Annotated in this window: 5 protein-coding genes; 3 read left to right on the forward strand and 2 right to left on the reverse strand. The window is 65.7% G+C overall.

Annotated features, from left to right (window positions below; genetic code table 11):
- Positions 1 to 27: 27 nt before the first annotated feature.
- Positions 28 to 9,612, reverse strand: a complete 9,585-nt coding sequence (locus VIQ49_RS27170; protein WP_331889994.1) for an amino acid adenylation domain-containing protein — start codon at positions 9,610 to 9,612, stop codon at positions 28 to 30.
- Positions 9,613 to 10,763: 1,151 nt separating this feature from the next.
- Here VIQ49_RS27170 and VIQ49_RS27175 point away from each other — a divergent pair.
- Genes VIQ49_RS27175 through VIQ49_RS27185 form a run of 3 tightly spaced genes read left to right on the forward strand, consistent with a single transcriptional unit; the run spans position 10,764 to position 13,848 of the window.
- Positions 10,764 to 11,921: an ATP-binding cassette domain-containing protein gene (locus VIQ49_RS27175; protein ID WP_331889996.1), complete on the forward strand. Its 1,158-nt coding sequence runs from the start codon at positions 10,764 to 10,766 to the stop codon at positions 11,919 to 11,921.
- Positions 11,918 to 12,727 carry an ABC transporter permease gene (locus VIQ49_RS27180; protein WP_331889997.1) on the forward strand — a complete coding sequence of 270 codons (810 nt, stop codon included), beginning with the start codon at positions 11,918 to 11,920 and terminating at the stop codon, positions 12,725 to 12,727. The genes VIQ49_RS27175 and VIQ49_RS27180 overlap by 4 nt, the downstream gene beginning before the upstream one ends.
- Positions 12,724 to 13,848, forward strand: a complete 1,125-nt coding sequence (locus VIQ49_RS27185) for an ABC transporter permease (protein ID WP_331889998.1) — start codon at positions 12,724 to 12,726, stop codon at positions 13,846 to 13,848. The genes VIQ49_RS27180 and VIQ49_RS27185 overlap by 4 nt, the downstream gene beginning before the upstream one ends.
- A gap of 3 nt (positions 13,849 to 13,851) precedes the next feature.
- Here VIQ49_RS27185 and VIQ49_RS27190 read toward each other — a convergent pair whose 3' ends face one another.
- Positions 13,852 to 14,298: a PPOX class F420-dependent oxidoreductase gene (locus VIQ49_RS27190; protein ID WP_331889999.1), complete on the reverse strand. Its 447-nt coding sequence runs from the start codon at positions 14,296 to 14,298 to the stop codon at positions 13,852 to 13,854.
- Between the last annotated feature and the right edge of the window lie 73 nt (positions 14,299 to 14,371).

Raw genomic sequence — 14,371 nt, forward strand, 5'->3', positions numbered from 1 at the left:
GAGCAACTACTTCGACAAGCAACCAGGTCAGGCGATCCGGGCTGAGTTCGCCGCGTGCGACGCCACGAGCCGTGCCGCCGACGCCGCGTCTTCGACAAGGGTGTCCACAACCTGCTCGAGGGTGCGACCGCCACCCGGCACGAGCAGTTCCGGTGCCAATCCGGACAACGCCGTCATCACCACGGCGTCGACCCCGACCCCGGTGGGGGCCAGCGATTGCTGCAAGATCGTCAGCCGGTCGTGCAGGTCGCCGAACGTGACCGGAGTCGACGCCGACCTCAGTGCGGTCCGGTCGGGATCCTCGCCGGCAACCAGCGCCACGAGGTCCGGCAGGTCGGCCACCGTCGTCTGCTGGCCCAGTGATTCGCGCAAGCTCTCGGTGTGCGTTGCCGCAGACCAGATGTCGATGTCGCCGACGACCGCACGCGGATCGGCGGCCACCGCCTCCAGGATCCTGACGAGCTGGTCGGCAAAACGCGCGACCGTGCTGCGATCGAACAAATCGGTCGCGTACACAAACGACGCCGCCAGCGGACCGACAACGCCGTCGTCGTCACGGTTGTCGGACAGTGTCAGCTTCAGGTCCATCTTCGCCGGGACGACTCCCCAGTCGTGTTCGGCGACGGTCAGGCCCGGCAGCAACAACCCCGACACCGCCGGGTTCTCCATCGCGAGCATCACCTGGGTCAGTGGCGAGAATGCCTCACTGCGAACCGGTTTGACCCGATCGACCACGGAGTCGAAGGGCACATCGGCGTGCGCGTAGGCCTCGAGATCGGCCTTCTGGACTCCGTGCAGCAGGTCGATGAACTCCGCTCCCGGATCGACGCCCACCCGCAGCACCACCGTGTTGACGAACATCCCGATGAGGTCGTCGAGGGCTTCTTCACCACGGCCTGCGACCGGAGTGGCGATCGCGATGTCGTCACGACCGCTCAACCGTGACAACAAGGCGGAGAATGCCGCGTGCATGACCATGAACAGCGTTGCTCCGTGCCCGGCCGCAATACGATCGAGCCGCTTGACCAACTGCTCATCGATCTCGACATCGACCCGGGCACCGCGCATCGACTGTTGTGGCGGGCGCGGGCGGTCGGTGGGAACCTCGAGAAGTTCGGGCATGCCCTGCAGGGTGTGCTCCCAGTACGACAGCTGTCGCCCGGCCACGGTCACCGGATTGTCCGCGTCGCCGAGCAGATCTCGCTTCCACAGCGTGTAGTCGACGTATTGCACACCGAGCGGCTGCCAGGCGGGTTCCTCACCCCGTGAGCGTGCGACATAGGCGACCATCAGGTCACGCGCGAGCGGTCCCATCGACTCACCGTCCGCGCTGATGTGATGCGCCACCACGGCCAGCACATGGTGCTCGCCGGACACCCGGAGAAGACGCATGCGCAGCGGTGGTGCCGCGGTCACGTCGAATCCCTGTGCTGCCAGATCGATCAGTTCGGCGTCGAGATGTTCGGCGGAGACCGGAACCGGATCCAACGAGACCGGGGCCGCCGACGGAGGCAGGACGACCTGACCCGGAACCCCGTCACGCTCCGGGTAATGGGTACGCAACGATTCGTGACGGGCGATCACGTCGCGGGCCGCCTGTTCCAACGCCTCGACATCCAGATTCCCCTGCAGACGCAGGGCCCCGGCGATGTTGTATGCCGGAGACGTCGGATCAAGTCGGTTGATGACCCAGATACGCTGCTGCGCAAGCGAGAGCGGCAAGAACTCCGGGCGCGCCATCGCCGTCAGCTTCGGGACGGGACCGACTCGGGGCGCCGCGGCGACGCGAGCCGCGAGTGCGGCCGCCGACGACGCCTCGAAGAGGTCGCCCACCCCGAGCTGACGACCTGTCGCGGCACTGATGCGGGCGGTTGCCCTTGTGGCCGACAGGGAATCGCCCCCGAGCAGGAAGAACGAGTCGACAGCCGACACCCGTTCGATCGAGAGGACATCGGCGAAAACCTCGGCGATGGCGATCTCGTCCGGCGTGGTCGGCGCGACGTAGACGGTCTCGGTGGCGCTTCCGAAGTCGACCTCGGGCAACGCCGCACGATCGAGCTTGCCGTTGACGGTGAGCGGAACCGTATCGAGCACAACGATGTTCGAAGGAACCATGTGCGCCGGTAGTGTCTGAGCGACAAAGCTGACCAGTTCGGCGGTGCTCACCGTCGATCCCGGGACCAGAACGGTGTAAGAAACCAGCACCGTCGATCCCGACGGAGCCCGCCGCCCCACGGTGGTGACGAAGTCAACCGAGTCGTGGGCCGACAACGCCGCGTCGATCTCTCCGAGCTCGATCCGGAATCCCCGCACCTTGACCTGGAAGTCGCTGCGCCCGACGTATTCGATCTCCAGTCGCGGGGCTTCGCCGGGTGCGGCGCGGTCAACCCACCGCACCACGTCGCCGGTGCGATACATCCGCCGGCCGGGATTGTTCGGGTCGGCGATGAACCGCCCCGCGGTCAGACCGGGCCGGTTGTGGTAGCCCCGCGCCAAACCATCACCGGATACGTACAATTCGCCTTCGGTACCGATCGGCACCGGACGCAACCAGCTGTCGAGGACCACTTCTGCCACTCCGACGATGGGCCCGCCGACCGTCACCGCCGAATCGTCCGGCCGCAACTGCGCACTGACATTGGTGGCAACCGTCGCCTCGGTGGGTCCGTAGGCGTTGAACATCGCCCGCCCCACGCCCCACCGGGTCACGAGATCGGCACCACACGCGTCACCGCCGACGACAACGGTCCGCAGCCGTGGCAGCCCGGCCGGGTCGACCGTGGCCAGAGCCGCGGGGGTGACGAACGCGTGTGTGATCTCTTCGGTGGCCAGGAGGTGATGCAATTCCTCACCGCCGTAGACGGTCCGGTCGGCGATCACCATCGTCGACGATGCCGCGGTCGCGAGGAACAGTTCCAGGATCGAGGCATCGAAACTCGGAGACGAGAAGTGCAGCGTTCGGGAGTCGGCGGTCAGCTGGTAGCGCACGCGCTGATCCTCGACGAAGTTCGCCAGCCCGGCGTGCGTCACCACGACGCCCTTTGGCATCCCGGTCGAGCCCGAGGTGTAGATCATGTACGCCGCGTGGCGCGGTAGCACCTGATAGGGCCTGGCAGAGGGGATCTCGGAAGTGCGGACAGACGCGCACCACTCGCGGAGTTCGGGTCGGTCGAGTTCCAGCCACATCACATTGCCGGGGAGCTTGCCGACATGCTCGGACGTGGTCAGCCCGATCGTCGCGCCGGAGTCGTTGATCATGTGTGCGACCCGGTCCGCCGGATAGCTCGGATCGACGGGCACGAAGGCGCCGCCCGCCTTCGCCACCGCCCACTGGGCGACCTGCGATTCGACCGAGCGACCGAGCGCGATCGCCACGAAGTGGTCAGGTGCCACACCTTCGCCCACCAACACTCGTGCCAGCGAGCTCGACAGCTGGTCGAGCTCCCGGTATGTGACGGTCCGGTCGCCGGTCACGATGGCAGTCGCACCCGGAGCGTTCCGCGCCGCCGTCCGCAGCAGCTCCGGCAGGGTTGTCGTCGGTGCGGCGGTCGTCCCCCGCACCGGCATCAGCAGACGTGCCTGCGCGGCACCGAGAATCGGCAGTGTCGACAGCCGGCGTTCGTGATCCTCGGCGAATCCCGCGATCACCGACAGCAACCTGGTGGCGCAGTCTTCGACGGACGCGGCACTCAGCGCCGAGGGCAGATACTTGAAGTTGATCTCCAGCTGCTCGCCGGGTATGCCCACGACCGCGAGCGGATAGTGCGAACCGTCCCGCACCCGGGCGCCTCCGAGTCGCATGCCCGCGATGTCGGTGTGCTCCGACAACCCCTGCTTGTCGATCGGGTACGACTCCAGCACCAGCAGCGAATCGAACAGGTTGCCACCGCCGGCGGCGGTCATGATCTCGCTCAGGGCCAGGTGCTGATGGTCCAGCATCGCGGCCTGCTCATCCTGCAGCCGTGACAACAGGGTCGCCACGGACTCCTGCGGGTCGAGACGGACCCGAACCGGCACCGTGTTGATGAACAGTCCGACCATCGTGTCGACCCCGCTCAACTCCGCGGGACGGCCGGCCACGGTCGACCCGAACAGGACATCACGCCGACCTGTCTTGCCTGCCAACACCATTGCCCAGGCAGCTTGCAGAACCGTGTTCAAAGTGACGTCGAGCGTGCGCGTCATCGACGTGAGCGCCCGGTCCAATTCGGGGGTGAGTGTCCTGGTCAGGTCGACCGGTACATCCGATGCGTCCGACGCGAATCGTTCGACGAGCATCGTCGGTTCGGATTCCCGGAGTGCCTCGGTCCACCGGCGCGTGGCCTCCGCCTTGTCGCGGGCCTGCAGCCAACCGAGGAAGTCACCGTACGAGCGCACCCGCGGGAGCGCGTCCGCCGAACCGAGCACGTACATGGTCAGCAGATCGCGGATCAGCAGCGGCGTCGACCATCCGTCGGCGATCACGTGGTGGTTGGTGATCGCCAGAATCCAACGGCCGCCATCGCACCGGATGAGGTGCATCCGGGTCAGCGGAGCAGACGCGAGATCAAACCTCTCGGCGCGTTCGGCGTCGAGCAATCCATCGCGCGCAGTGTCCTGATCCGCCGCCGACAGGCCACTGAGATCGCTGAAACGCCAAGGCAACTCGGCCTCACGCCGCACCACCTGGATGACATCGCCGGTACCGACATCCTGGGTGATCGCCGCCCGCAGTACGTCGTGCCTGGCCAGCAGTCCCTCTCCGGCGGCGCGCATGCGTTCCGGATCGACCACACCTTCGAGTTCGAGCACGATCTGAGCGGTGTACATGTCGCCGCCGTCGGCCAGCAGCGAATGGAAGAACATCCCCTGCTGCAGGGGTGAGAGCGGCCAGACGTCCGACAGGCCCGGGTAGCGGCTCTCGAGGGTCCCGATCTGGTGTTGATCCAACTGCAGTAGCGGCAGATCGGACGGCGTCAGCCCGCCGGTTCCGGTGGCGCCGGCGTGATTCGACAGGGCGGTCATCGCCTCGACCCACAGTGCGCCGATCTCCCTTACGTCCGATTCGGACAGGACTCCGGTCGCGTACGAGAACGAGGCCACCAACCGAGCCGCGGCCCCATCGCCCTCGACACCCGCGTTGATCTCGAGTGGGGCCGTCAACGGCGCACCCGGATCCACGGTCGCCATGAACCCACAGGTGCCGACCGCTTCATCGGGCAACCACGCGGCCGCGGCATCGGCACCCGATGCGCCGACCGCACGCCGGCCCAGATAGTTGAAGACCACATGCGGCTCCGTGCCACCGGACAACTGGCTCGCCCCATCGGGATCCAGATAGCGCAGGATGCCATATCCGACACCGCCGTCCGGGATCTCCAGAAGCTGCTCCTTGACCGCCTTGATCGCGCGGGCGGCGTCTGCGCCACCGGCAAACGCGTCGGCGAGGTCGGTGTCCGAGGGCAGACTCAGCTGTACCGGGAACAAGCTGGTGAACCAGCCGACGGTGCGCGAGAGATCCGCACCGGCAACGATGTCGTCGTCCCGTCCGTGACCTTCGAGGGCCACCAGGATCGCATCCGACTCGACCGAGCGCAGTTGCCGCCAGCGGCTGACCGCGAGCAACAAGGCCGTCAGCAGACCATCGTTGATCCCGCCGCGGAATGCGGCCGGAAGACTCGTGAGCATCGCTGCGGTCACATCTTCGGGAGCCGCGACGTGCACGGTCGCGACCGTCGCCGCCTTGTCGACGTCCGCGTTCAGCGGCCGCGATCCGAGCGGCTCGTGCGACGAGTGGACGGTCCGCAGCCACAGTGGCAGTTCGTCCCGACGGCTGCCGGCGGCCGCGATCTCGGCGGTCGCGTGCGACCACCTGCGCAGCGAGGTTCCCACCGGATCAAGCGAGATCGGAAGCCCCGCAGCATGTTGCGACCAGGCGATCGCCAGATCAGGGAGCAGGACCCGCCACGAGACCCCGTCGACCGCGAGATGGTGCCCGACGAGCAGCAACAGGCCGCCGGTACCGGACGCGTCCGGGAGGTGCACAGCCTGAAGCATCACTCCGCGCCCCGGATCCAGCCGCTTGGCCGCCAATTCGAGTTCGGCCGCGATGAGATCACCGGTCGGGGTGTGGTCGTCCATGACCGCGCTCAAGGCACCGATCACATCGACGGCACCGCGCTCGCGGACATGCATCCGCCACCGGCCATCGACCTCGATCAGCCGCGAACGAAGAACGTCGTGATGGTCGATGATCGCCTGCAGTGCCGGTTCCAGGCTGTCGCCGGCCAGGCCTTCGGGCAATCGGATGGCTGTCGCCTGTGCCAGCCGGGTCCAGTGCTGCTGCTCGATCATCCAGTGCCCGATCGGCAGCAACGGCAGGTCGCCCTCGCCACCGCCGGGTAGTTCCTCCAGAACCTCGGCCACGTAGTCTGTTGCTGCCCGCTGGGAGATCAGATCCGCCAGTGCGGCAACAGTTTTGCAGTCGAAGACATCCCTGGTGGTAAAGGTGACCCCGGCCTCGCGCGCATGCGCGACCAACTGGATCGACATGATGCTGTCGCCGCCGAGCACAAAGAAGCTGTCTGTCGTACTGACGCGGGCCAACCCGAGGACCTCACCGAACAGGCCCGCGATGGTTTCTTCGAGTTGCGTGGACGGGGGAACGAAGATCGTCGAGCGGACTCCGAACTCGGGCTCCGGCAACGCTTTGCGATCGATTTTCCCGTTGCCGCTCAGCGGCATCGCGTCGAGCACCATCACCGACGCCGGGACCATGTACCCCGGCAGTGACTCCGACAGGTGTTCGATCACCGCCCACCGATCGGGCTCGGTGCCCTCGGTCGCCACCACGTAGCCGATCAGTCGGGTGCCCGCCTCACCGGAGTGGACGGCCACCACGGCCTGGGCCACGTCGGGGTGCGAGAGCAGTGCGGTTTCGATCTCGCCCAGTTCGATGCGCAGACCGCGGATCTTCACCTGATGGTCGGCGCGGCCGAGGTACCGCAACTCCCCGTGCCGATCCCAGCTGACGACGTCACCGGTGCGGTACATACGGCCACCGGATCCGTGCGGGTCGGCAACAAAACTCGCGGCCGTCGTCGCGAACCGATTCGCGTAGCCCCTGCCGACGCCGACGCCGGTGAGGTAGAGCTCGCCCGGAACCCCCTGCGGCACCGGCCGTAGCCGCGAATCCAGCACGTAGAGCCCGATGTTGTCGATCGGCCCACCGATCGGCACCTGTCCGGACGCGTAGGCGTCGGGTGCCTCGTCCATCCGGTGGTAGGAGACGACATCGGAGCACTCGGTGGGGCCGTAACTGTTGTAGATCGCGGTTCCCGCTGCCAGATGGTCGCGCAGCTGATCCGGTCGCACCGGCTCGCCGCCGAGGACAAGCGATCTCACCGACGTCGTGGCCCTCGACGGGTCGTGTTCCGAGAGAACTGCGAACGCACTCGGCGCCATGTTCATCAGGGCTCCGGCACCGGCGTCGACGCGGGCCACGATGTCAGCGGGGTCGAATCCATCGTTCGCCAGATTGATCGTCGCGCCGTCCGTCAGTGCAGCCCAGACGTTCTTCTGGGTGAGGTCGAAGCAGGCCGACGACGCGACCAGCACACCGTCACCGTCGCCGAGCGCCATCGTCCGCCGGTACCAGGCCAGTGTGTTCGCCACACCGGCCATGGGCACGAGCACGGGCTTCGGGCGGCCGGTCGAGCCCGACGTCGAGATGACGTAGGCGAGGTTGGCGCCAGAGCCGGACTCCGACCAACGATCGGCCGGTGAGGTGGATTCCCGCCGGGCGATGGTGGCAGCGCAGCGCGGGTCATCCAGGACGACGACGCCGATGTCCTTGGCGGGCAGCGATTCCGCGGCCACCCACGACCTCGTGGTCACCACGACCTTGCTGTCGCAGTCGTCGAGGATTGCCGATATCCGGTTCCGCGGGGCGTCCGGGTCGATCGGTGCATAGGCGGCGCCCGCCTTCCACGTCGCCAGCATCGCCACGACCCAGTCGGGAGTGCGCGGCAGTACCAGTCCGACGACGTCATCCGGTCCGACACCGCGCGAAATCAGTTCGTTGGCAAGTTTGTTCGCCCGTTCGTCGAGCTCAGCGCGGGACATCGTCGCGCCGGCGCCCACCAGGGCTGGTTGATCCGGCCCGGTCGCGACCTGCTGGTCCCAGGACGTCAGGGGGCTCGGATCCACCGCCCGGACCGCCCCCCTGCCCGACTCGAGGATCATGCCTGTCTCTGCCTCGTCCAGGAGTTCGAGGTCGCTCACCGCGACGTCGTCTCCCGCGGTGAGGTACCGGCGGAGGAAGGCGAGGAAGCGCCGGTGGTGATCCGCCAGCTCCGCCTCGTCGTACAGATTCGGGTTCGCCTCGAAATCGATTCTCAAACTGTTCGATTCACCGGTGTAGATGTTCAGCGACAGATCCAGAACCGGTCCGGTGCTCAGGACATGCGTGGTGCCGATCGCCGTTCCGAGTTCCACGATCGGCGAGAACATCATGATGTTGACGGCCGGACCGAAGCGCCCGTGTTCGCCGGCGATACCGATGTCGCGGCGCATGTCCTCGTGCCGGTAGAGCTGATGCCGAAGGGCACCCGTCAACTCTGTCTGTGCCGCCGTACGCAGCGCGCCCACCGAACGGTCACCGGCCACGCCGAGACGTAGCGGAACGATGTTGGAAACCATACCGCCGCAACGCCGTAGCGCCGCGGTGTGCCGGGCCGAGACGGGCAGGCTCAGAACCACGTCGTCCGCCTCGCACATCCGCGACAGATATGCGGAGAATGCTGCGACGACCACGGGTGCCGCGCCGCCCACCGACTCGGCCGCGCGGGAGAGCAGAGCGTCCGTCTCGGGGCCCAGTTCCTCGGACGCGACCAGCGAATAGGCACCGGGCGCTGCGACCTTGGAGCTCAGGGACAGCGCTGCCGGCAGGCCCGCCGTGCGATCCGACCAGTAGTCGCGGTCCATCGTGAACCGGCTGGACTCCCGATACCGCTGTTCGTTGGCGACGATCTGAGGAAGATCCGGAGCCTTGCCCGGCGGCGGTGTGCGTCCGGATGCCATCGCCGTGTACACCTCGGCGACCCGGCGCATTCCGACCATCGCGGAGAATCCGTCGGCGGCGATGTGGTGACTGCGCAGGTACCAGAAGAATCTGTCGGACCCGATCTTCAAGAGGGCAGAGACCGCAAGCCTGGAGGTGAAAAGGGCGATGGGACGGCCATAGTCGGCGCGCATCCAGGCCATCGCCGCCTCGAGGGGATCCGGCTCCGTCGTGAAGTCGACGAACTCGATCGTGTCGTCGAAGCGGCGGTCCACGACCTGCATCGGAAGGCCATCGGTCTCGATGAGTTTCAGATACCCCGACGCGGTCTCGTGTCCCACGGACCGGGTTGCCTCTGTCAGCAGTTGCAGATCGACCGACCCCGAGAGGTCCACGAAACTGGCGATATTGATGGGAGTGTCACCGAGAGCCTGCTGCGCGAACCATATTCCACGTTGGGCGGCAGAAATAGGAAAGGCGCTCTCGCGAAGTTCAAGCGAACCTGTAACCGCACCGCTCACAACCACTGCTCCGATCCCGAACCGGATGTCCATGTCGTCATTGAAGAACACTCCCCCGAATCTTTTCCGACAAAAGTCACGAGAATGACAGCGTATCCAAATCGACTACGCGATCTGGCAGGATGAGGGCGTGGTCGTTTGAAGGGATGACATTCATTCTCGAGCGTGCGCCAAAGAATATCTCAAGCAATATCTCTCTCGATCTCCCATGCGTTACATAGCGTTTTACCGGCGTCGGCCCGTGGAACACCTGACAGTGGTCTTATCGAACCGAAGCCCGCAATGGTTCTCGCGGCACTCATAAGGTCTCATCGCTGCTCTCCGCCCTGTAGTTACAGTCAGTCAGGCGACTGATTCCCAGGCCGGCCGCTTCGGACCTCTGGGATAGTCACGGTCGGCGCGAGCCGGAACATCGGCGAACCCGACGTTCGCGTGCCTCGGGGCCCGGACGCAGGCCGTGTCGGGGCACTGCTCTTGTCCTATCGCCGCAGCTCAACGCCAACCGCAATCACCGTATCGACCCACGGGTGGTTGGACACGAGTAGCCGGTACCCGAAAACCCGACAAACGCGATATCGCGATCTGAGTAGTGGTTCAGATCAGTCATTCACATCGGGCCGAACGTCGGCGCCTGAGCATTTCGGCGACGCATCCGGCGCATATGATCACTTTTGTTTCGGACATTTGGACGTAGTTTCCGAAGCCCGCACGCCGACGGCAGATCTTGCCTACGCTTGGACGAAGCACGCGGACGTGGAGCATCGTCCTCACGCCTGTGGTCGACCCTGCTTTTTTCTGGTTCGAGTTCCTCGGTCGTCCGAATTCACCGTGAGCCCGTCGGCGCGGACGGATTTCGGTCAAGCTGCGCGAAATCCGTTTGGCGACACCCCCGATCACGCATATTCTCTACTCGAATGCACAGATCACCGGAGACGGTTACCTACGGTAATTAAAAGCATTGCTAACAGCTGGGTGAAACAATCCGCGAGCACCTCGCGATGAATAGATTGGTACACCAGAATGGTGATTGTTGAGTCGGCGCGGTCGGGTGACATGGCGCGGCGGAACCGGACCTGGCGATGACCATCGGGGGCGACAAGAATCTGACAGTCCGCTCGGCGCGGACTAGAACGGACTGGACTATGCAGGTGCAGGCGCGACCTGACACGGCCGACTCCGACGGAGCCGACACACAGAGCACAATGCCCCGCGCGCGCCATCGGGCACCGGAGACACCGTCGAACTCGTCGGTCCGGGTCGGCCCACCGCAGGGTGATTCGCTCGCCCGTGACCCCCACCCGGACACCGACAACGCACCGGCCGACCACCCACCGGCACCGACACCGAAGGCCGCCGCCGGCCCGACAGGGGTCGCCGACGCGGTTGTCGCCGACGCGGTTGTCGCTGATGCGGTTGTCGTCGAGGGGCTCGTCAAGCGGTTCGGCGATTTCACCGCGGTCGACGGAATCAGCTTCCGGGTCCCGCGCGGTCAGGTCCTCGGCCTACTCGGTCCCAACGGCGCGGGCAAGACCACAACCGTGAACATGTTGTGCACGTTGCTGCGTCCCGACGGTGGCCAGGCGTTTGTCGCCGGACACGACATCACCAAAGAACGTGCCGCCGTTCGCAAATCGATCATGCTGACCGGACAGTTCGCTGCCTTGGACGAATCCCTCTCCGGCCGTGAGAATCTCGTCTTGTTCGGGCGGCTGATGGGTCTGTCGAAGAAGGCGGCCACGCGTCGCGCCGACGAGTTGCTGACCGCCTTCGATCTGGAGGTGGCCGGATCTCGCCGGGTCGGCAAGTTCTCCGGTGGAATGCGCCGCCGCATCGACATCGCATGCGGGTTGGTCGTGCGCCCCGAAGTGGTCTTCCTCGACGAACCCACCACCGGGCTCGACCCCCGGAGCCGGCAGGAGGTCTGGAAGATCGTCAGTTCCCTGCGTGATCAAGGCATCACGACGGTCCTGACCACCCAGTACCTGGAGGAGGCGGATCTGCTCAGCGACAACATCATCGTCATCGACAAGGGCAAGGTGATCGCACAGGGCACCGCAGCCGAACTCAAAGAGCAGGTCGCCGGAACCTTCTGCGAGATCGTCCCCAACCTGCCCGGCGACATACCGCGCGTCCGGGAGTTGCTCGTCGGTCTGGTGGCCGAGGACGCGATCCGGGCAGAGGCGGCGGGCACTTCGCTGATCGTTCCGGCACCCGATGGCGCCGCAACACTCGTGGAGATCGTGCGCCGCACCGGCGAAGCCGGAATCACTCTGGCGGATATCGGCCTGCGCCGGCCTTCCCTCGACGACGTGTTCCTGACGCTGACCGAACAGCCCCACGTCGAGCAGGACGACCTGTGACCGCCATCGTCAATCCCGGCACCCTCGATCCGGTCCGCCCGGCGATACATCCGTTCCGGCAATGGCTCGCACTGAATCGTCGGTTCCTGACCACCATGTGGCGACACGGCGAGTTCGCGCTGTGCGTCCTGGCACCGGTGCTGCTGACCCTCTGCTTCTTCGTACCCTTGAACAAGGTCATGGGTCTGTACGCCGGGGTCGACTACGCGCAGTTCCTGATGCCGATCATCTGTCTGCAGTCGACGAGTTTCGTGGCCACCTCCGCGGCGATGCGTTCGGCCAACGACCTCACGATCGGTGTGACCACCCGACTGCGGACCGTACCCATCAACCCGATGGTCTCGCCACTGTCGCGGCTCGGTGCCAATACCGTGTTGCTCGTGGTCTCCCTGACCTCAGCCATGATCTCGGGCCTGGTCATCGGCTGGCGGGCGCACCACGGTCCCTGGTATCTGCTCGGCTTCCTGCTGGTGGCTTTTGTGGTCGGCGTGGTCTTCGCCTTCGGTGCCGACGTGATCGGAACTCTCGCAGGCAATCCGGAATCGACAAGTCAGGCTATGACGTTGCCCGCGCTCATCCTCGGGATGTTGTCCACCGGGTTCGTTCCCGAGTCGCAATTCCCCGAGTGGATACAGCCGTTCGCGCGCAACCAGCCCGTATCTCAGTTCGCCGCGCTGATGCGACAATTCGATGACGGAGCGGTGACATCCGGGCAGGTCGTCCCGGTCGTGGCCTGGACCGCCGGGCTCATCGCACTCGCACTCGCCGGAATCGTTCTGGCCGCCTTCAGGACCTCACACGAATGACAACCCTCGACGATTCGACGCCGGAGTCGACCACCCCACGGCACCGGTCCGCCGGCACCGATACCCAGAACCATTGGTGGCAGGCCCATCTGGACCCCACCCGATCGAGGACACGGCGCGCGGCGGACAGCCACGACAGCGAGACGATCAGCTTTCCCGGGACCGGGTCATTGCGAACCGCCGTGGAGCCCTGGGTGGCAGAAAGACCCGCCCCCGAGAACCGGACCCAAATCGGGCCGGCCGATGTCCCACCGGAATCGACGATTGCGTCGGACAACATCCAGTCCGAAGAGCGGGCGGTGGCACTGGCGACCACGTTTCCACCGGATACGCACGCGCAAGAGGTCGGCCTCCGGGCGTATCTACTGCACACCTCGATCCTCTCGGCGCGTCAGCTCACGGTGTGGAGCCGCGACAAGAAGGTGCTGATCCAGAGCATCGTCTTTCCCGCATTGAGCATGATCATGTTCAAAGTCGTACTGGGCGACGCGATCACCGCGGCGACAGGCGTCAACAGCGCCTACGGCACGGTTCCCCTGGTGGTCCTCGTCGGCGCCATGTTCGGATCTCTCATCGCCGGCATCAGACTGCGGCGTGAGCAACGCGCCGGACTCCTGACCCGCCTGTACGTCCTACCGGTCCACAAAGGGGCCGACCTGAGCGCACGGCTCATCTCAGAGCTGGCCCGGATCCTCATCGCCACAATCGTTCTGACCACCTTCGGCATGCTCATCGGGTGGCGATTCAACCAAGGATTGCTCCCGGCACTGGGAATCTTCCTCGTGCCGCTGCTTTTCGGTGCCGCGTTCTCGACGGTCATGCTGGCGGTGGCGATGTCGTCGACCAATCTTCCACTGGTCCAATTGATGTCGCTGCTGTCGAGTCTGCTGATGTTCTTCAATTCCGGCTTCGCACCCGTCGCCGCTTACCCACAGTGGATTCAACCGATCGTGCGCGAGCAACCGATGACGTGTGCGATCGACAGCATGCGCGCGCTCGCACTGGGCGGGCCCGTCGCCGAGAGCTTGACGAAGACCGTCCTGTGGGCCGTTGTCATCGTCGCGATCTTCGTCTATCCCGCGATCCGTGGGTTCCGACGGGCCGCCGCGACACGAACCTGAGTCTCACCCCGTCATATCGAGCGACGCAATGATCTTGGTCGGTTCGATCCAGATCACCAGTTCGCCCGGTACGCCGTTCCGGTCGCCGAATTCCTGAGCCCGGTCGGCACCCATGTACCGGGCCCCACACGCGGATGCGATCCGTCGCACCTCGGTCAGATCGTCGCTCACCCGGGCGACACCCTGCACCTGGACAAAGGCGTAGGGCGGTTCTTGCAGATCGACGCACAGCACCAGACGACCGTCGCGGACGACCGCCTTGCCCTTCGCGGTGTCGGCTCCGGTGTTGAACGCCAGGCGATCCCCGTCGACCACAAACCAGATCGGGGCCACCAGGGGTCTGCCATCGGCCGCGGTGTAGCCGAGGTGGCCGGTCCGCGTTCCCTCGACGAGGAACGCCCGGATCGCAGGATCAGCTAGTGTCCTGCGCCAGAGATTCGTTGGATATATCTGGCGAGTGAATCGAGGATTTCTTCGGCGGTCTTGGTCCAGACGAACGGTTTGGGGTCGGTGTTCCATTGCG

The organism is Williamsia sp. (assembly GCF_036566845.1).
Lineage (GTDB): Bacteria > Actinomycetota > Actinomycetes > Mycobacteriales > Mycobacteriaceae > Williamsia.